This window comes from Staphylococcus roterodami (assembly GCA_022493055.1).
GTDB lineage: Bacteria > Bacillota > Bacilli > Staphylococcales > Staphylococcaceae > Staphylococcus > Staphylococcus singaporensis.
The window spans coordinates 2,321,099-2,341,008 of the sequence record CP092781.1 but is presented as its reverse complement, the minus strand read 5'-3'; the positions used below and the strand labels follow the sequence as shown (position 1 = coordinate 2,341,008).

At 34.1% G+C, this 19,910-nt stretch carries 26 protein-coding genes; 21 read left to right on the top strand and 5 right to left on the bottom strand.

The genetic code is table 11. From position 1 onward, the window contains the following. Positions 1 to 107 precede the first annotated feature (107 nt). On the top strand, positions 108 to 3,275 hold the full coding sequence (locus tag ML436_11485; GenBank protein ID UMT77741.1) for an efflux RND transporter permease subunit: 3,168 nt from the start codon (positions 108 to 110) through the stop codon (positions 3,273 to 3,275). A 195-nt stretch (positions 3,276 to 3,470) separates the two neighbouring features. Here the strand turns inward: ML436_11485 and mspA are convergent, their stop codons facing one another. Beyond that, positions 3,471 to 3,788, bottom strand: coding sequence for a membrane stabilizing protein MspA (mspA, locus tag ML436_11480; GenBank protein UMT77740.1), 318 nt, complete (start codon positions 3,786 to 3,788; stop codon positions 3,471 to 3,473). A gap of 175 nt (positions 3,789 to 3,963) precedes the next feature. After that, a complete protein-coding gene (locus ML436_11475; GenBank protein ID UMT77739.1) occupies positions 3,964 to 4,128 on the bottom strand; it encodes a hypothetical protein in 165 nt (54 codons plus the stop codon). Positions 4,129 to 4,260: 132 nt separating this feature from the next. On the opposite strand from ML436_11475, the gene ML436_11470 reads away from it, so the two are divergent. Beyond that, complete coding sequence (locus tag ML436_11470) at positions 4,261 to 5,169, top strand: AEC family transporter (GenBank protein ID UMT77738.1); 909 nt, start codon at positions 4,261 to 4,263, stop codon at positions 5,167 to 5,169. Positions 5,170 to 5,594: 425 nt separating this feature from the next. On the opposite strand, the gene ML436_11465 is transcribed toward ML436_11470, so the two are convergent. Both ML436_11465 and ML436_11460 read right to left on the bottom strand, forming a co-directional pair. Beyond that, positions 5,595 to 6,458 (bottom strand): GRP family sugar transporter, encoded by an 864-nt coding sequence (locus tag ML436_11465; GenBank protein ID UMT77737.1) that lies wholly within the window; start codon positions 6,456 to 6,458, stop codon positions 5,595 to 5,597. Between the two features lie 180 nt (positions 6,459 to 6,638). Further along, positions 6,639 to 7,526, bottom strand: a complete 888-nt coding sequence (locus tag ML436_11460) for a GNAT family N-acetyltransferase (GenBank protein ID UMT77736.1) — start codon at positions 7,524 to 7,526, stop codon at positions 6,639 to 6,641. Between the two features lie 188 nt (positions 7,527 to 7,714). Between ML436_11460 and ML436_11455 the strand changes: the two genes are divergently transcribed. Next, positions 7,715 to 9,850, top strand: a complete 2,136-nt coding sequence (locus tag ML436_11455; GenBank protein UMT77735.1) for a DNA topoisomerase III — start codon at positions 7,715 to 7,717, stop codon at positions 9,848 to 9,850. 112 nt (positions 9,851 to 9,962) lie between these two features. Further along, positions 9,963 to 11,297, top strand: a complete 1,335-nt coding sequence (locus ML436_11450) for an NCS2 family permease (GenBank protein ID UMT77734.1) — start codon at positions 9,963 to 9,965, stop codon at positions 11,295 to 11,297. A gap of 216 nt (positions 11,298 to 11,513) precedes the next feature. Here ML436_11450 and ML436_11445 read toward each other — a convergent pair whose 3' ends face one another. Beyond that, positions 11,514 to 11,903 (bottom strand): hypothetical protein, encoded by a 390-nt coding sequence (locus ML436_11445; protein UMT77733.1) that lies wholly within the window; start codon positions 11,901 to 11,903, stop codon positions 11,514 to 11,516. A gap of 356 nt (positions 11,904 to 12,259) precedes the next feature. Between ML436_11445 and rpsJ the strand changes: the two genes are divergently transcribed. From rpsJ to rplF, 17 genes are all read left to right on the top strand, one after another. After that, positions 12,260 to 12,568, top strand: a complete 309-nt coding sequence (gene rpsJ, locus ML436_11440) for a 30S ribosomal protein S10 (GenBank protein ID UMT77732.1) — start codon at positions 12,260 to 12,262, stop codon at positions 12,566 to 12,568. A 27-nt stretch (positions 12,569 to 12,595) separates the two neighbouring features. Beyond that, positions 12,596 to 13,258 (top strand): 50S ribosomal protein L3, encoded by a 663-nt coding sequence (gene rplC / locus ML436_11435; GenBank protein ID UMT77731.1) that lies wholly within the window; start codon positions 12,596 to 12,598, stop codon positions 13,256 to 13,258. Positions 13,259 to 13,284: 26 nt separating this feature from the next. Then, a complete protein-coding gene (rplD, locus tag ML436_11430) occupies positions 13,285 to 13,908 on the top strand; it encodes a 50S ribosomal protein L4 (GenBank protein UMT77730.1) in 624 nt (207 codons plus the stop codon). Next, a complete protein-coding gene (gene rplW / locus ML436_11425) occupies positions 13,908 to 14,183 on the top strand; it encodes a 50S ribosomal protein L23 (GenBank protein ID UMT77729.1) in 276 nt (91 codons plus the stop codon). Before rplD ends, rplW begins: the two co-directional genes overlap by 1 nt. Before the next feature lie 32 nt (positions 14,184 to 14,215). After that, positions 14,216 to 15,049, top strand: a complete 834-nt coding sequence (gene rplB, locus ML436_11420; GenBank protein UMT77728.1) for a 50S ribosomal protein L2 — start codon at positions 14,216 to 14,218, stop codon at positions 15,047 to 15,049. A 66-nt stretch (positions 15,050 to 15,115) separates the two neighbouring features. Beyond that, a complete protein-coding gene (gene rpsS / locus ML436_11415; protein ID UMT77727.1) occupies positions 15,116 to 15,394 on the top strand; it encodes a 30S ribosomal protein S19 in 279 nt (92 codons plus the stop codon). Positions 15,395 to 15,422: 28 nt separating this feature from the next. Beyond that, complete coding sequence (gene rplV, locus ML436_11410) at positions 15,423 to 15,776, top strand: 50S ribosomal protein L22 (GenBank protein ID UMT77726.1); 354 nt, start codon at positions 15,423 to 15,425, stop codon at positions 15,774 to 15,776. A 23-nt stretch (positions 15,777 to 15,799) separates the two neighbouring features. Next, positions 15,800 to 16,453, top strand: a complete 654-nt coding sequence (rpsC, locus tag ML436_11405; protein ID UMT77725.1) for a 30S ribosomal protein S3 — start codon at positions 15,800 to 15,802, stop codon at positions 16,451 to 16,453. 2 nt (positions 16,454 to 16,455) lie between these two features. Beyond that, entirely contained in the window at positions 16,456 to 16,890 is a 435-nt protein-coding gene (rplP, locus tag ML436_11400) for a 50S ribosomal protein L16 (protein ID UMT77724.1), read from the top strand. Continuing rightward, positions 16,880 to 17,089: a 50S ribosomal protein L29 gene (gene rpmC / locus ML436_11395; GenBank protein UMT77723.1), complete on the top strand. Its 210-nt coding sequence runs from the start codon at positions 16,880 to 16,882 to the stop codon at positions 17,087 to 17,089. Before rplP ends, rpmC begins: the two co-directional genes overlap by 11 nt. Positions 17,090 to 17,112: 23 nt before the next feature. Continuing rightward, entirely contained in the window at positions 17,113 to 17,376 is a 264-nt protein-coding gene (gene rpsQ / locus ML436_11390) for a 30S ribosomal protein S17 (GenBank protein UMT77722.1), read from the top strand. A 31-nt stretch (positions 17,377 to 17,407) separates the two neighbouring features. Further along, a complete protein-coding gene (rplN, locus tag ML436_11385; protein ID UMT77721.1) occupies positions 17,408 to 17,776 on the top strand; it encodes a 50S ribosomal protein L14 in 369 nt (122 codons plus the stop codon). A gap of 35 nt (positions 17,777 to 17,811) precedes the next feature. Beyond that, a complete protein-coding gene (gene rplX, locus ML436_11380; GenBank protein UMT77720.1) occupies positions 17,812 to 18,129 on the top strand; it encodes a 50S ribosomal protein L24 in 318 nt (105 codons plus the stop codon). Between the two features lie 26 nt (positions 18,130 to 18,155). Beyond that, positions 18,156 to 18,695 carry a 50S ribosomal protein L5 gene (gene rplE, locus ML436_11375; protein ID UMT77719.1) on the top strand — a complete coding sequence of 180 codons (540 nt, stop codon included), beginning with the start codon at positions 18,156 to 18,158 and terminating at the stop codon, positions 18,693 to 18,695. Between the two features lie 22 nt (positions 18,696 to 18,717). Continuing rightward, positions 18,718 to 18,903 (top strand): type Z 30S ribosomal protein S14, encoded by a 186-nt coding sequence (locus tag ML436_11370; protein ID UMT77718.1) that lies wholly within the window; start codon positions 18,718 to 18,720, stop codon positions 18,901 to 18,903. 31 nt (positions 18,904 to 18,934) lie between these two features. After that, positions 18,935 to 19,333, top strand: coding sequence for a 30S ribosomal protein S8 (gene rpsH, locus ML436_11365; protein ID UMT77717.1), 399 nt, complete (start codon positions 18,935 to 18,937; stop codon positions 19,331 to 19,333). A 24-nt stretch (positions 19,334 to 19,357) separates the two neighbouring features. Next, entirely contained in the window at positions 19,358 to 19,894 is a 537-nt protein-coding gene (rplF, locus tag ML436_11360; GenBank protein ID UMT77716.1) for a 50S ribosomal protein L6, read from the top strand. Positions 19,895 to 19,910: the final 16 nt, after the last annotated feature.

The following is a 19,910-nucleotide window of genomic DNA, read 5'->3' as shown; positions in this document are numbered from 1 at the left end:
AGACATAAATCTGAACGCTTATACGATTGCCACTTGCGTTCAGATTTTTTTACAGTATAGATTGGTTGAGCAAAATTTTTTTAATAAAGTAAAAAGGAGCAGGGACAGTGATAAAAAAATTACTACAATTTTCTTTAGGAAATAAGTTCGCTATCTTTTTAATGGTTGTTTTAGTTGTGTTAGGTGGCGTCTATGCAAGTGCGAAATTAAAATTAGAGTTATTGCCAGATGTTCAAAATCCAGTTATATCAGTTACAACGACAATGCCTGGTGCAACACCGCAAAGTACGCAAGATGAAATAAGCAGTAAAATCGATAATCAAGTTAGATCTTTGGCATATGTAAAAGATGTTAAAACACAATCAATACAAAATGCATCGATTGTGACAGTTGAATATGAAAATAATACAGATATGGATAAAGCAGAAGAACAACTAAAAAAAGAAATTGACAAAATTAAATTTAAAGATGAAGTTAGTCAACCTGAATTAAGACGTAATTCAATGGATGCTTTCCCAGTTTTAGCGTATTCGTTTTCAAATAAAGATAATGACTTGAAAAAAGTGACGAAAGTATTGAATGAACAGTTAATACCAAAACTACAAACAGTGGATGGCGTTCAAAATGCACAATTGAATGGTCAGACGAACCGTGAGATTACGCTTAAATTTAAGCAGGAAGAACTTGAAAAATATGGATTAACTGCGGATGACGTTGAAAATTATTTGAAGACAGCAACTAGAACAACACCACTTGGATTATTTCAATTTGGTGATAAAGATAAATCGATTGTCGTAGACGGACAATACCAATCAGTTGATGCGTTTAAAAATATTAATATTCCACTAACGCTGGCAGGTGGACAAGGTCAAGCACAGTCTCAAAGTGGCAATAATCAAAATTCAGCTATGTCAGATGTTAATCAAGCATCTTCACAGCAAACGTCGAAATCGGCTGCGTCAAATAGTATAAGTGGAATGCCGACAGCGAAATTAAAAGACTTAGCAGACATCACAGTTGGCGATGTACGTTCATCTATTTCTAAAACAAATGGTAAGGATGCAGTTAATTTGCAAATTACCAAAGCTCAAGATGCAAATACCGTTCAAGTGGCCAAGGATGTTCAACAAAAAATTGATACATTTATTGAGGAAAATAAAGATTTGAATGTAACTAAAACAATGGATACTGCTAAACCTGTAGAAAAATCACTATACACGATGGTTGAAAAAGCAGCATTAGGAACAATTGTAGCAATTATAGTTATTCTATTATTCTTAAGAAATATTCGAACGACATTAATTTCTATTATATCCATTCCATTATCTTTACTAATGGCCCTTATTGCATTGAAATTGAGCAATGTTTCTTTGAATATATTAACGTTAGGGGCGTTAACGGTAGCTATTGGTCGTGTTATAGATGACTCGATTGTTGTAGTGGAAAATATTTATCGACGTTTAACAGATCCAGAGGAAAAATTAAAAGGTGAAAATCTTATTATCAGTGCTACAACAGAAGTGTTTAAACCGATTATGTCATCAACACTTGTGACAATTATCGTCTTTTTACCACTAGTGTTTGTTTCAGGTTCGGTAGGTGAAATGTTTAGACCATTTGCATTAGCAATTGCATTTAGTTTATTAGCGTCTTTATTAGTTTCAATTACCTTAGTTCCTGCATTGGCATCAACACTATTTAAAAAAGGTGTTAAACGTCGTAATAAACAACATCAAGAAGGTTTAGGTGTTGTGAGTACAACGTATAAAAAAGTTTTGAAATGGTCTTTAAATCACAAATGGATTGTCATTATTTTAAGTACTTTAATTTTGATTTTAACAATTGTATTTGGTGGGCCTAGACTTGGAACCAGCTTTATTTCAGCTGGAGATGATAAATTTTTAGCAATTACGTATACACCAAAGCCAGGTGAAACTGAACAATCTGTATTAAATCATGCGAAAGATGTCGAGAAATATTTAAAACAGAAAAAACATGTGAAAACAATTCAATATTCAGTGGGTGGAAGCAGTCCAGTTGATCCAACTGGTAGTACAAATAGTATGGCAATTATGGTCGAATACGATAATGACACACCAAACTTTGATGTAGAAGCGGATAAAGTTATTAAACATGTAGATGGTTTTAAACATCCTGGAGAATGGAAAAACCAAGATTTGGGGACAGGTGCAGGCAATAAATCTGTAGAAGTTACGGTGAAAGGGCCATCTACGGATGCAATTAAATCGACTGTACAACGCATTGAACAAGAAATGAAACAAGTTAAAGGATTAGCAAATGTTAAATCGGATTTATCACAAACATATGATCAATTTGAAATTAAAGTGGATCAGAATAAAGCAGCAGAGAATGGCATTTCTGCAAGTCAACTTGCAGTGCATTTAAATGAAAACTTACCAGAGAAAACAGTGACGTCTGTTAAGGAAAATGGTAAATCCATTGATGTTAAAGTGAAGCAAAATAAGAAAACTGACTGGTCAGAAGATAAGTTGAATAATATTACTTTGAAAAAGCCGACTGGAGGCACAATTAAACTAGGAGATATTGCTACTTTAGTAAAAACAACAACACCAAGTAAATTGACACAAGAACAAGGTGATTATGCAACGACAGTATCAGCTAAAGTAACAAATAAAGATGTAGGCGGTACAACACGACAAGTGATGTCTAAGATAAATAATTTGGATAAGCCGAACAATGTAAAAGTAAATATTGGTGGTGCGTCAGATGATATTAATAATGCAATGACACAATTGGCATTTGCAATGTTAGCAGCTATTATCATAGTGTACTTAATTTTAGTTATTACATTTAAAGGTGGCTTAGCGCCATTCACGATTCTATTCTCATTACCATTTACAGTTATTGGTGTAATCATTGCACTTTTAATCACTGGAGAAACGATATCAGTACCAAGTTTGATAGGTATGTTAATGTTAATAGGTATTGTAGTAACGAATGCAATTGTACTAATAGATCGCGTTATCAATAATGAGCAACAAGGTATGGAGATGAAAGAAGCTTTAATTGAAGCGGGTGGCACTAGAATAAGACCGATTTTAATGACTGCAATAGCAACAATAGGTGCATTGGTTCCATTATTATTTGGTCAAGATAGCTCAATCCTTATATCAAAAGGTTTAGCAGCTACAGTTATTGGCGGTTTAATTTCATCAACGTTGTTAACGTTAGTAGTTGTACCAGTGATTTACGAAATTTTATTTACTTTGAAAAATCGAATTACTAAACGATAAATAATAAGAAAGCCATCAAAGTGGTCATAAAGTTGACTCTTTGATGGCTTTTTAAAATTTGGGAATTGCGAACTAATCATATAGTGTGCAATGATATTCAATCTAGTTGTTTAACAAAGACCTATAAATGATTAGATGTATAATCAGACACTGAACTAAAGGTTGAAATCATGTTGTTGCATGTTTGATTTTTAATTAGAATAATGCGATGGTTAAGATAAAGTATATAACAAAGATAAATAGAGACATTAAATTTAAAATATTAACACCTTTTAAGTCTTTTTTTAGCATTTTAAATCCTGTTACTTCAACATTACCAACTAGTAATAGTAAGACAATAAAGACCCACCAATTTTCTTTCGGGAAGCTCATCGTCGTTAATGCTAAGACGAATAATAGCAAGACACCCATAATGATTCTCAAAATACGTGTAAATACAACTTCCATTTTAAAAATACTAATAAAACTAACAATTAAATAAAGTATTGCTAGTAAAATCAGATAAAATTGCATATGATAACTTCCTCTCCGTTTCAAAGGTTACATGTAATTATAGCATTCACCATAGAAAACTTATGTGTATAGCTTGATGACAACCGCTATATAGTACCTGCTATGATTACGAATAGAAATCCCAAGATTATATTATATTTCAATTCGTAAAACAGTATTAACTAATAGTAAGTTATTAACTGTCCATCTTAGCTCGAACGTTTCTAATTTCATTTTCAATTTCTTTAAGTTGGCGAACAAGCGCAGACGTATCTAAATTTAGTGATTCTTGCTTTTCTAAATCGCCTTGAAGTCGAATATAATCATGTTTAAGTTCGGCTAATTGACTTTCTAAAGACATACTACAACACTCCTTTGAAATATAATTAAGTGCATTTATTGTAGATTATAGCATGAAATAGTAGACTACTAAAATATCTATGAAATATGTTAAAGTAATAAATTATGAAGATTAACGAAAGAAGGGGTAACATTGACCGAACAATTTACAATGATTATTTTATTAATTGCGCTAGGATACTTTTTGAAGCGGATTAATTATATTAAGGCAACAGATAGCCAAGTCATTGCCACATTAGTGCTTAATGTTACACTTCCCTCTTTAGTTATTGTTAATTTAAATAATGCAGAATTAAAATTGTCATTCTCGATTTTGCCGATTTTGATGATAGTTTACGGTATTGTAGCGAAAATCATTGCTATTTGGTTTTTTAGAAAATATGACAATCACATGCGTGGATCAGTAGGAATGATGACAGGGGCTATGAATATAGGATTGTTTGCTTATCCTTTAATTGAAGCGATATGGCCTAAAACAGGGCTTGTATATTTTGGTATGGCTGATATTGGTGGAGCTTTCGTGATGTTTGGAATTACTTACTTTGTAGGTAGTTACTTTAGTGAAGGTAGTGATCAATTCGATTTTAAATTTTTAGCGAAAAAATTATTACAATCTGTACCATTAGTTACATACATTATAATGTTTATTTTGAATTTAAGTCATATTCATTTGCCGCACGTGGCGATAGATTTTTTTAGTATACTTTCACATGCAAATATGCCGCTGTCTATGATTTTGCTAGGTGTTATGTTGAATTTTACAGTTGAGCGTAAATATATACCTGCAACGATTAAATACTTATGTTTACATTATGGATTAGCATTGTCTGCAGGAATGCTTGTACACATTTTATTACCTGTATCTGACGATATGATTAAGACAACACTACTTATTACATGGATGTTCCCAGTTGGCGTTGCAATTATTTCATATGGTATCCAGTTTAAATATCGAACACTGCCGTTCATCGGAATGACGACAAATTTAACAATCATTATTAGTATTATTATTTTATATGTATATCAAGCTGTGTTTGTTTAGGGTATATTTTTGAAAATGAAACTACAAGTATATAAAGTGCCCCCTTTAACTCAACATATAAATGGTTGTTGTGAAAAGGGGGCTTTCATGATATATGATTTATTTGTAGAATCAACTAAATTGATGATAATCAATATATAGTGATGTGTGTCATACAACAATACTATCTACATGTCATGTTGAATCAAACGCGTTTTTAAATTAGATAAAGTTCTCATTCTCATTGAATGTTGTCAACATCATTAATGTGCTAAAGCAACTTTGAACTGGCACAAAGCAATTTTGTAAATCGCATATTTCCTGGGCTATATATACAAGAAATAAAAGTGTTTTAACATGTCATTGACTTAAGATAGCTTTTAATGAAAACGAGGGCACTTTTCCAACTCAGTAAGTAGTTATACAAATCATATATCTAGATGCTACTATTTTAAATTACCAAGTATAATCGCAGCTATGACAATAACTATGATACCTGCCCATATACCTTTCATCTGACGACGATCTTTTCTTTCTCCTAAAATGAAAATACCACCTAGTGTAGAAACGATGACAAGTAATTGTGACAATGAGAAACTTGTCGCTACACCAACTTTAGGTTGTGAATAGAACATAAACAAGTTACCAATACCCCAAATGATACCTGGCAAAAGATTTAGTGCTGTTGATCTAAGGGAAGTTTTATGATTCATTGATAAGATAAAACCACCAATTGCCATACCGACAGATTGGAAGAACAATGCATCTGTACCACCGACTCCAAAAATATCACCAAGTACAACGAATCCAACATAACCAACTGTAGATATAATCAAAATACCCATTGCTTTTTTAAATTCAGGATTATCAGATTGGCGTTCATTTTTAGCTTTAAGTGAAGTAAGGGCAACACCAGTGACTAATAAAATCATGGCGATTAAACCAAAAATAATTTGTGTCATAGTGCTCCATTCACCTAAAAAGATAACGCTGAATAATGTTGTACCAACTAACTGCATACCTGTTGATACAGGCATAGTATTTGATACACCAATTAAACTGATTGATTTAAGCTGATTCGCTTGTCCGAATGCCCATAATGCACCAGAAATAAGACCGACAATAATGACAGTAGGGTTATCGAATTTTGCGTAACCAGTTATAAGTAAAGCCAATCCAACAATAAGGGCACCTAGCGTAGTGCCACGAATTTGGTTGTATGGTCCGCCACCGACGAACACATTAATAAGAACAACGCTTCCCCAGAATAAAGCTGGTAAAAGTGCTATTAAGAAATCGAAAAATTGCAAGACTACTCACTCTCCTATGCTATTTATGCAAGTGTTCCCCTTAATTGACACTTGCATGTTATTGTAAAACATTCTGTGCTATTAGTAAAAAACAACTACTTAAAGTTTTCAATGTTTACAAAAAGTAGAAAAACCCACAATACACTCTAATAGCATATTATGGGAAACATGTTAAAAAAATTATTCAGGAATTGACTGATTTTTAACGTTGCGTGATTCAAATTTGAATTTAATATATTCATAGTTAATATGAAAACCTAAACCATTGAAACGTTCAATTAGCTTGTTGTTTTTATTACGTATTTTAAAATAAACTTTTCTAATATCATAATTATCGAAAGCGTATTGTAAAGCATATGCTAGTAATTCGAATGCAATACCTTTTAGGCGATAGTCAACATGAGAACTAAAATATTTAATTTCGGCGATTGATTGTTGTGTATCAATTTCTAGATATAAGTAACCTTTAAGAAGACCTTCACTAACGAATAAAAATAAATGATGAGTTTCATCTAAACTATCAACAATTTCTTGTGGGTGTTGTGCTTGGTATTTAAACGTACTTGTATGTAATTTACTGAATGCTCGGTAAAAGCCTTTATGATATGGAATAATATTCGGTTGATGCATATCGTCTTCTAATTTTTTACGAGCTTCAATGTAATAATCAGTGAAATTGTAGCTTGCCTGAATGGCTTTCATTAAAGGTTTATAGTGCTGTATACCTTCTTCAAATGAAAAGTTAAAGACTGCATCATCTGGCTGACTAGACGTCATTGCTGTAAACAATGATTCAAATGTATCGATTGAAAAGACGTAATTATCAGCAATGAAAGGGCCGATTACTTTAAATTTATTTTTATCATATGCGAAAGATAGAATAATTGCTTTAATTGAATCATTTTCTTGAATTGCGAATACGCCTGGAAATTCAATTGCGTTTGTTATTAACGCATCTATTTCTTTGTACTGTTGAGGAAGTTTGTATAAGTATGATGCTGATTCATAATTTGAATGTTCAATGAACGATTTTATTTGTGTAATATCATATAACTGAACAATGCCCATGTCATGACCTCCGTACTTTTTATTACTTTAATTATATAATATTTCAACTGAAATGAAAGTTAATAGTGATATTAACATGTTACAATACATTTAACACATCATTTGCAATCAGTAATTTTAAAATATTGATTGCCGTGAATGGATGAAATGGGTTCGATTGATTTAGAACGCATGAGAAAGGATAAATTATGAAATCTTTAATATTAGCTGAAAAGCCATCAGTGGCAAGAGATATCGCTGATGCACTACAAATAAATCAAAAACGAAATGGCTATTTTGAAAATAATCAATATATTGTTACTTGGGCATTAGGTCATCTTGTTACCAATGCAACACCTGAACAATACGATAAGCATTTAAAAGAATGGCGTTTAGAAGACTTGCCGATTATACCTAAATATATGAAAACAGTTGTTATTGGTAAAACGAGTAAGCAGTTTAAAACAGTTAAAGCATTAATACTAGATAATAAAGTAAAAGACATTATAATTGCTACTGATGCTGGCCGAGAAGGTGAATTAGTTGCTCGACTTATTTTAGATAAAGTTGGCAATAAAAAGCCACTACGACGTTTATGGATTAGCTCAGTTACTAAAAAAGCAATCCAACAAGGTTTTAAAAGCTTAAAGGATGGACGTCAATATGATGATTTATATCATGCAGCTTTAGCAAGAAGTGAAGCTGACTGGATTGTGGGGATTAATGCGACACGTGCGCTGACAACAAAATATGATGCACAGCTTTCATTGGGGCGTGTTCAAACGCCAACAATACAATTAGTGTATACAAGACAACAAGAGATTAATACTTTCAAACCACAGAAGTATTACTCGTTGTCTATAAGTGTTAATGGCTTTGATTTTCAACTAGAATCAAAAGAGCGGTTTACAGATAAGGGCACTTTAGAAAAGATAGTCGATAAACTGAAGAATGAAACGGGGAAGATAACGTCAGTTGTTACCAAGCATAAGAAATCATATCCGCAACAATTATATAATCTAACGGATTTGCAACAAGATATGTATAGACGTTATAAAATTGGCCCTAAAGAAACTTTAAATACGCTACAAAATTTATATGAAAGACATAAAGTAGTTACTTATCCTAGAACAGACTCTAATTATTTAACAACAGACATGGTGGATACGATGAAAGAACGCATCCAAGCAACAATGTCCACAAACTACAAAAATCATGCACGCCAATTGTTGTCGAAATCATTTTCATCTAAAATGTCGATATTTAATAATCAAAAAGTATCTGATCATCATGCAATAATTCCGACAGAAGTTAGACCAATGATATCAGATTTGAGTAATAGGGAAACTAAGCTATATGAAATGATTGTAGAACGTTTTTTAGAAGCTTTAATGCCTCCGCATGAATACGATACTATTACTGTGACATTGAAAGTTGCAGGATATAATTTTGTATTAAAAGAAAATGTAACGACAGCATTAGGATTTAAAGCATTGCGACAGGATGATTCAGTAACTGAGAAGCAACAACCATTTGTTGAAGGTGCTAATGTGTCTATTAAGAAAACTCAAATCAAAGAGCATGAAACAACCCCGCCTGAATATTTCAATGAAGGTTCGTTATTAAAAGCAATGGAAAATCCGCAGAACTTTATTCAATTGAAAGATAAAAAATATGCACAAACATTAAAGCAAACAGGTGGAATTGGAACTGTTGCAACAAGGGCAGATATTATCGATAAGTTATTTAATATGAATGCCATCGAATCAAGAGACGGAAAAATTAAAGTAACGTCGAAAGGTAAACAAATTTTAGAATTGGCACCAGAGGAATTAACATCGCCACTTTTGACGGCGCAGTGGGAAGAAAAACTATTGTTAATTGAGCGTGGTAAATATCAATCGAAAAAATTCATTAATGAAATGAAAGAGTTTACGAAAGATGTTGTAAACGGAATAAAAAATAGTGAACAAAAATATAAGCATGATAATTTAACTACGACTGAATGTCCAAAATGCGGAAAATTTATGATTAAAGTTAAAACTAAAAATGGACAAATGCTAGTGTGTCAAGATCCATCGTGTAAGACGAAGAAGAATGTCCAACGTAAAACGAATGCAAGATGTCCAAACTGTAAGAAAAAGCTAACCCTTTTTGGGAGAGGAAAAGAAGGCGTCTATCGTTGTGTTTGTGGTCATTCTGAAACGCAGGCGCATATGGATCAACGTATGAAGAATAAGACTTCTGGTAAAGTATCACGTAAAGAAATGAAGAAATACATGAGCCAAGATGAAGGGTTGGATAATAATCCGTTTAAAGATGCATTGAAAAACTTAAAATTGTAGGTAAAATCGAACGAAGTTGATTCATAAAAATGAAAAGTTCGCTTTTGGTATTGTTTTTTATTAAGAATGATATTAAACTATTAAAGTATTTTAAAAAAAGGAGCATCCATTCGTGAAAAACTATTTCCAGTTCGATAAATATGGAACAAACTTTAAAAGAGAAATTCTAGGCGGTATTACGACTTTCTTATCAATGGCTTATATTTTAGCAGTTAACCCACAAGTCTTAAGCTTAGCTGGTGTTAAAGGCGTATCAGAAAGCATGAAAATGGATCAAGGTGCCATTTTCGTAGCGACAGCATTAGCGGCATTTGTCGGTTCGCTGTTTATGGGATTAATAGCTAAATATCCAATAGCGTTAGCACCAGGTATGGGATTAAATGCATTCTTTGCATTTACTGTAGTGTTAACAATGGGTATTCCTTGGCAGGTTGGTTTGACAGGCGTATTATTCTCGGGGATATTCTTTGCAATATTAACCGTCACAGGATTTAGAGAAGTTATTATTAATGCGATACCATATCAAATGAAAATGGCTGTTTCGGCCGGCATTGGATTATTCATTACATTTGTTGGTCTACAAAGTTCAGGTATTATAGTTAAAAATGAATCTACTTTAGTAACATTAGGACATTTGACAGATGCACCAGTACTATTAGCTATTTTCGGTATTGTTATTACTGTAATTTTATATGCAATTAAATTACCAGGTTCTATCTTTATCGGTATGATTATCACAGCAATCGTAGGTATGTTTACAGGATTGATTCAAATGCCAAATGGTATTGTTGGTAAAATCCCTAGTATTGAGCCAACTTTTGGAGCTGCATTTGAAGCGTTCAAAGATCCGAGTCAATTATTTACGATACAATTTTTAATTGTTATATTAACGTTCTTATTTATTGATTTCTTTGACACTGCAGGTACATTAGTAGCCGTAGCTACACAAGCAGGTATTATGAAAGACAATAAGTTACCAAGAGCTGGACGTGCTTTGTTCTCAGATTCTTTGGCTACAATCGTAGGATCAATTTTCGGAACAACTACGACAACTTCTTATATCGAGTCAACATCAGGTGTAGCAGTAGGTGCTAGAACTGGCTTTGCTAGTATAGTAACGGGTTGTTGTTTCCTATTAGCACTATTCTTCAGTCCATTAATTGCAGTTGTAACGAGCGCGGTAACAACACCAGCATTGGTAGTTGTAGGTGTACTGATGGCTGCAAACTTTGCTGAAATAAACTGGAAAAGTTTTGAAGTGGCAGTTCCAGCATTTATTACAATTATTATGATGCCATTATCATATTCAATTGCTACTGGTATTGCATGTGGATTTATTTTCTATCCAATTACAATGCTTATTTCTAAAAAACATAAAGAAGTACATCCAATAATGTACGTTTTAATGGTGTTATTCATTCTTTATTTCATATTCGTTCATGGCTAAATCATGGCAAAATAAAACGACTACCCAATTTGCTGGGGAGTCGTTTTTATTTTGCTTTAACAGACATACTTACTAAGCGCTAGTATAAAAATTTAAATATAGTGTTTAATAGGTATCAATACACAGTTATATTGCAAATAAAGAAGTGATTATTCAACATAGTTGAACGCGTTTCTTCTATATAATATACAACAATTTAAACTTTAAATGAAATTGTTACTCTTTATGACCATCCTTGTATTGTGTATAAATAACACGTGCATTTTTATTAGGTATATATGTTGGTGCTGATAAAACTACTGCCACAAATAAAAGCATTAAGAAAAATAAAACCCAATGGATTAATATACCTAAGAAAGGGATAATTGCTAAAAAGCTACCTGCAAGACCTATTAAAGGAATGACAACAATAGGTCTAATAGCATTTTGTCTATTTACTAATAATATAATAGTAAGAATTAAATAAAGTAATGCATTAAATGTTAATGGTTGCCATCCAAAGCTTAAAATAAAGGTTGCACCTAAAAATGGTATGCCATAGAAAAACTCACATAATATTAAAAAGATACCTATAATTGCTAAAGTTAATTTTGGTCCATTCTTCATTTTCTTTTTCCACCGTCCTTATCTCTAATTATATAGAATAATTTTCAATGATAATAATAAAATGATTCAAGATAGCATTTTACAACAAAAGAAGAAATAAAAAATATCCCGAAAATAGTTGAACTGGCTTTGTATATAAAGTAAAATATAAAAGTATGTGTTAGACAGATAGAAAAATTATGTGAAAAGCCTTGATTTATCGATGTTTTTCGTGTAACATAACTAACGTTGGACTTTAAGAAAAGCGATGAAGCGAAAGGTTACTGACACACCCGGCCGCTTTGCCATGGCGCTGTGTAAGATAGTTTTCGTGGAGAAGTCTATCACTAAATGTAGACGAATAAGGAGGGAAAATTATGGCAAAACAAAAAATCAGAATCAGATTAAAAGCTTATGATCACCGCGTGATTGATCAATCAGCAGAGAAGATTGTAGAAACAGCGAAACGTTCTGGTGCAGATGTTTCTGGACCAATTCCGTTACCAACTGAGAAATCAGTTTACACAATCATCCGTGCCGTGCATAAGTATAAAGATTCACGTGAACAATTCGAACAACGTACACACAAACGTTTAATCGATATTGTAAACCCAACACCAAAAACAGTTGACGCTTTAATGGGCTTAAACTTACCATCTGGTGTAGACATCGAAATCAAATTATAATAGACAATTTTAGGAGGTGGACTTTCGATGACCAAAGGAATCTTAGGAAGAAAAATTGGGATGACACAAGTATTCGGAGAAAACGGTGAATTAATCCCTGTAACAGTAGTAGAAGCTAAAGAAAATGTTGTATTACAAAAGAAAACTGTTGAAGTTGATGGATACAACGCAATCCAAGTTGGATTTGAAGACAAAAAAGCATACAAAAAAGATGCAAAATCTAATAAATATGCTAATAAACCAGCTGAAGGTCACGCTAAAAAAGCTGACGCAGCACCTAAGCGCTTCATTCGTGAATTCCGCAATGTAGACGTGGATGCTTACGAAGTAGGTCAAGAAGTCTCAGTAGATACTTTTGTAGCTGGCGACGTAATTGACGTAACAGGCGTATCAAAAGGTAAAGGTTTCCAAGGTGCAATTAAACGCCACGGACAATCTCGTGGACCTATGTCACACGGTTCTCATTTCCACAGAGCACCAGGTTCTGTAGGTATGGCTTCAGATGCTTCAAGAGTATTTAAAGGCCAAAAAATGCCAGGACGTATGGGTGGAAACACAGTAACTGTTCAAAACTTAGAAGTAGTTCAAGTTGACACAGAAAACAAAGTTATCTTAGTAAAAGGTAACGTACCTGGACCTAAAAAAGGTTTAGTAGAAATCAGAACTTCAATTAAAAAAGGTAATAAATAATAAGAAGTGAAAGGAGGAAATGCATAATGGCTAATTATGATGTTTTAAAATTAGACGGAACTAAATCAGGTTCAATCGAATTAAGCGATGCAGTATTCGGTATTGAGCCAAATAATAGCGTTCTTTTCGAAGCTATTCATTTACAACGTGCTTCATTACGTCAAGGTACACATGCTGTTAAGAATCGTTCAGCAGTAAGTGGTGGCGGACGTAAACCATGGAAGCAAAAAGGAACAGGTCGTGCTCGTCAAGGTACAATCCGTGCTCCACAATGGCGTGGCGGTGGTATCGTATTCGGACCAACTCCAAGAAGTTATGCATACAAAATGCCCAAGAAAATGCGTCGTTTAGCTTTACGCTCAGCATTATCTTTCAAAGTTCAAGAGAACGGCTTAACTGTAGTTGACGCATTCAACTTCGAAGCTCCAAAAACTAAAGAATTCAAAAATGTATTAACTACATTAGAACAACCTAAAAAAGTATTAGTAGTTACTGAAAACGAAGATGTAAACGTTGAATTATCAGCACGTAACATCCCTGGTGTTCAAGTAACAACTGCTCAAGGTTTAAATGTATTAGATATCACTAATGCTGACAGCTTAGTAATTACTGAAGCTGCTGCTAAAAAAGTTGAGGAGGTGCTCGGATAATGGAAGCAAGAGATATTCTTAAGCGCCCCGTAATCACTGAGAAATCTTCTGAAGCAATGGCTGAAGACAAGTACACTTTCGACGTTGACACTCGTGTTAACAAAACACAAGTGAAAATGGCAGTTGAAGAAATCTTCAACGTAAAAGTTGCAAGTGTTAATATCATGAATTACAAACCTAAGAAAAAACGTATGGGCCGTTACCAAGGCTATACAAACAAAAGAAGAAAAGCGATTGTAAAACTTAAAGAAGGTTCAATCGACTTATTTAACTAATAAACTAATTACCATTAAGGAGGTAAGCGACAATGGCTATTAAAAAGTATAAGCCAATAACAAATGGTCGTCGTAATATGACTTCGTTAGATTTCGCTGAAATCACGAAAACTACACCTGAAAAGTCATTATTAAAACCGCTACCGAAAAAAGCGGGACGTAACAACCAAGGTAAATTGACTGTAAGACACCATGGTGGTGGACACAAACGTCAATACCGTGTTATCGATTTCAAACGTAACAAAGATGGTATCAATGCTAAAGTTGATTCTATTCAATATGATCCAAACCGTTCAGCAAACATTGCATTAGTTGTATATGCAGACGGTGAAAAACGATATATCATTGCTCCTAAAGGATTAGAAGTAGGTCAAATCGTTGAAAGTGGTGCAGAAGCTGACATCAAAGTTGGTAACGCATTACCATTACAAAACATTCCAGTTGGTACAGTTGTACACAACATCGAGCTTAAACCTGGAAAAGGTGGACAAATTGCTCGTTCAGCTGGTGCAAGTGCTCAAGTACTTGGTAAAGAAGGTAAATACGTTTTAATCAGATTAAGATCTGGTGAAGTTCGTATGATCTTATCTACTTGCCGTGCTACAATCGGTCAAGTTGGTAACCTACAACACGAATTAGTAAACGTTGGTAAAGCCGGACGTTCAAGATGGAAAGGTATCCGTCCTACAGTTCGTGGTTCTGTAATGAACCCTAACGATCACCCACACGGTGGTGGTGAAGGTCGTGCTCCTATCGGTAGACCATCTCCAATGTCACCATGGGGTAAACCTACGCTTGGTAAGAAAACTCGTCGTGGTAAAAAATCATCAGACAAACTTATCGTTCGTGGACGTAAGAAAAAATAATATAATCAACTTATTTGGGTGTGCGGCTTAAAGCTGCACGCACATAATAAGAAGGGAGGCGCCCAAATGGCTCGTAGTATTAAAAAAGGACCTTTCGTCGATGAGCATTTAATGAAAAAAGTTGAAGCTCAAGAAGGAAGCGAAAAGAAACAAGTAATCAAAACATGGTCACGTCGTTCTACAATTTTCCCTAATTTCATCGGACATACTTTTGCAGTATACGACGGACGTAAACACGTACCTGTATATGTAACTGAAGATATGGTAGGTCATAAATTAGGTGAGTTTGCTCCTACTCGTACATTCAAAGGACACGTTGCAGACGACAAGAAAACAAGAAGATAATATTTATTAAGTAGAGGAGGACATCCTAATGGAAGCAAAAGCGGTTGCTAGAACAATAAGAATCGCACCTCGTAAAGTAAGATTAGTTCTTGACTTAATCAGAGGTAAAAATGCTGCTGAAGCTATTGCAATTTTGAAATTAACAAACAAAGCTTCATCACCAGTAATTGAAAAAGTATTAATGTCCGCTTTAGCTAATGCTGAACATAACTATGACATGAACACAGATGAATTAGTTGTTAAAGAAGCATACGCTAACGAAGGACCAACATTAAAACGTTTCCGTCCACGTGCGCAAGGTCGTGCAAGTGCGATTAACAAACGTACAAGCCACATTACAATCGTCGTAAGTGACGGTAAAGAAGAAGCTAAAGAAGCTTAATTAACTTTTAAGGAGGGAATACTGTGGGTCAAAAAATTAATCCAATCGGACTTCGTGTTGGTATTATTCGTGATTGGGAAGCTAAATGGTACGCTGAAAAAGACTTCGCTTCACTTTTACACGAAGATTTAAAAATCCGTAAATTTATTGATAATGAATTAAAAGAAGCATCAGTTTCTCACGTAGAGATTGAACGTGCTGCAAACCGTATCAACATTGCAATTCATACTGGTAAACCTGGTATGGTAATTGGTAAAGGCGGTTCAGAAATCGAAAAATTACGCAACAAATTAAATGCGTTAACTGATAAAAAAGTACACATCAACGTAATTGAAATTAAAAAAGTTGATCTTGATGCTCGTTTAGTAGCAGAAAACATCGCACGTCAATTAGAAAACCGTGCTTCATTCCGTCGTGTACAAAAACAAGCAATTACTAGAGCTATGAAACTTGGTGCTAAAGGTATCAAAACTCAAGTATCTGGTCGTTTAGGCGGAGCTGACATCGCTCGTGCTGAACAATATTCAGAAGGAACTGTTCCACTTCATACATTACGTGCTGACATCGATTATGCACATGCTGAAGCTGACACTACTTACGGTAAATTAGGCGTTAAAGTATGGATCTATCGTGGAGAAGTTCTTCCTACTAAGAACACTAGTGGAGGAGGAAAATAATAATGTTACTACCAAAACGTGTAAAATATCGTCGTCAACATCGTCCTAAAACAACTGGTCGTTCTAAAGGCGGTAACTACGTAACATTTGGTGAGTTTGGTTTACAAGCAACTACAACGTCTTGGATCACATCTCGTCAAATCGAATCTGCTCGTATAGCAATGACACGTTACATGAAACGTGGCGGGAAAGTTTGGATTAAAATCTTCCCACATACACCATATACTAAAAAACCTTTAGAAGTACGTATGGGTGCTGGTAAAGGTGCGGTTGAAGGCTGGATCGCAGTTGTTAAACCAGGTAGAATTTTATTCGAAGTTGCTGGCGTATCTGAAGAAGTTGCGCGTGAAGCACTACGTTTAGCAAGTCACAAACTTCCAGTAAAAACTAAGTTTGTAAAACGTGAGGAATTGGGTGGTGAAACAAATGAAAGCTAAGGAAATTAGAGACTTAACCACTTCAGAAATCGAAGAACAAATCAAATCTTCAAAAGAAGAGCTTTTTAACCTACGCTTTCAGTTAGCTACAGGTCAATTAGAAGAAACTGCACGTATTCGTACAGTAAGAAAAACGATTGCACGTCTAAAAACTGTTGCTCGTGAAAGAGAAATTGAACAAAGTAAGGCTAATCAATAATTAAGTAAGAGGAGGTTACAAAAGTGAGCGAAAGAAACGATCGTAAAGTTTATGTAGGTAAAGTTGTTTCAGACAAAATGGACAAGACTATTACAGTACTTGTTGAAACTTACAAAACACACAAATTATACGGTAAACGAGTAAAATACTCTAAAAAATACAAAACTCATGATGAAAACAATTCAGCTAAATTAGGAGACATTGTTAAAATTCAAGAAACTCGTCCTTTATCAGCAACAAAACGTTTTCGTTTAGTAGAGATTGTTGAAGAGTCAGTAATTATTTAATACAAGTTTATAGATAAGGGAGGTTTAACTAATGATCCAACAAGAAACACGCTTGAAAGTAGCAGACAACTCTGGTGCTCGTGAAGTTCTTACAATCAAAGTATTAGGTGGATCTGGTCGTAAAACAGCAAACATCGGCGATGTTATCGTATGTACTGTTAAAAATGCAACACCAGGTGGCGTTGTTAAAAAAGGTGACGTTGTCAAAGCTGTAATCGTACGTACTAAGTCAGGTGTTCGTCGTAATGACGGTTCATATATTAAATTTGATGAAAATGCATGTGTTATCATTCGTGATGACAAAGGCCCACGTGGTACTCGTATCTTCGGACCTGTTGCTCGTGAATTACGTGAAGGTAACTTCATGAAAATCGTATCATTAGCACCAGAAGTACTTTAATAAATAACAACCAATACAAATAAGGAGGTGCCCACATGCATATCAAAAAAGGTGACAACGTTAAAGTTATCGCAGGTAAAGACAAAGGTAAAGAAGGTAAAGTAATCGCTACTCTACCTAAAAAAGACCGTGTCGTTGTGGAAGGTGTTAACATTATGAAAAAACACCAAAAACCAACTCAATTAAATCCTGAAGGTGGAATCTTAGAAACAGAGGCAGCAATCCATGTTTCTAATGTACAATTATTAGACCCTAAAACAAACGAACCAACTCGTGTAGGTTACAAATTTGTTGATGGTAAAAAAGTTCGTATCGCTAAAAAATCTGGCGAAGAAATCAAAACTAATAATTAATAACAAGTTGAAAGGAGGATCCCACTTTGAACCGTTTAAAAGAAAAGTTTAATACTGAAGTTACTGAAAGCTTAATGAAAAAATTCAATTATAGTTCAGTGATGGAAGTACCAAAAATAGATAAAATCGTTGTGAACATGGGTGTAGGTGACGCAGTACAAAATTCTAAAGTATTAGACAATGCTGTTGAAGAATTAGAATTAATCACTGGTCAAAAACCATTAGTAACTAAAGCTAAAAAATCAATCGCGACTTTCCGTTTACGTGAAGGTATGCCAATCGGTGCGAAAGTAACACTTCGCGGTGAAAGAATGTATGAATTCTTAGACAAATTAATTTCAGTATCATTACCACGTGTACGTGACTTCCAAGGTGTTTCTAAAAAAGCATTTGACGGACGCGGTAACTACACTTTAGGTGTTAAAGAACAATTAATTTTCCCAGAAATCGACTATGATAAAGTAAGTAAAGTTAGAGGAATGGATATTGTTATCGTAACTACTGCTAACACTGATGAAGAAGCTCGTGAATTGTTAGCTAACTTCGGTATGCCATTCCGTAAATAATTATTTAAAGGAGGCTAATTAAGTGGCTAAAACTTCAATGGTTGCTAAGCAACAAAAAAAACAAAAATATGCAGTTCGTGAATACACTCGTTGTGAACGTTGTGGCCGTCCACATTCTGTATATCGTAAATTTAAATTATGCCGTATTTGTTTCCGTGAATTAGCTTACAAAGGCCAAATCCCTGGCGTTCGTAAAGCTAGCTGGTAATAAAAAAGAGTCTGAAAGGAGGCAACAATCAATGACAATGACAGATCCAATCGCAGATATGCTTACTCGTGTAAGAAACGCAAACATGGTGCGTCACGAGAAATTAGAATTACCTGCATCAAATATCAAAAAAGAAATTGCTGAAATCTTAAAGAGTGAAGGTTTCATTAAAAATGTTGAATACGTAGAAGATGATAAACAAGGTGTACTTCGTTTATTCTTAAAATATGGTCAAAACGATGAGCGTGTTATCACAGGATTAAAACGTATTTCAAAACCAGGTTTACGTGTATATGCAAAAGCTAGCGAAATGCCTAAAGTATTAAATGGTTTAGGTATCGCATTAGTATCAACTTCTGAAGGTGTAATCACTGATAAAGAAGCAAGAAAACGTAATGTTGGTGGAGAAATTATCGCATACGTTTGGTAATAAAAAATAAGGAGGTGCCATAACATGAGTCGTGTTGGTAAGAAAATTATTGACATTCCTAGTGACGTAACAGTAACTTTTGATGGAAATCATGTAACTGTTAAAGGTCCTAAAGGTGAATTATCAAGAACTTTAAATGAAAGAATGACATTCAAACAAGAAGAAAACACTATTGAAGTTGTAAGACCATCTGATTCTAAAGAAGATAGAACAAACCATGGTACAACTCGTGCTTTATTAAACAATATGGTACAAGGTGTTTCTCAAGGATACGAAAAAGTACTTGAACTTGTTGGTGTAGGTTACCGTGCTCAAATGCAAGGTAAAGACTTAATCCTTAACGTTGGTTATTCTCACCCAGTTGAAATTAAAGCTGAAGAGAACATTACTTTCTCAGTAGAGAAAAACACAGTCGTTAAAGTTGAAGGTATTTCAAAAGAACAAGTTGGAGCATTAGCTTCTAACATCCGTTCAGTAAGACCTCCAGAACCTTATAAAGGTAAAGGTATTCGTTACCAAGGTGAATATGTTCGCCGTAAAGAAGGTAAAACTGGTAAATAATAGATAAAACTCTACA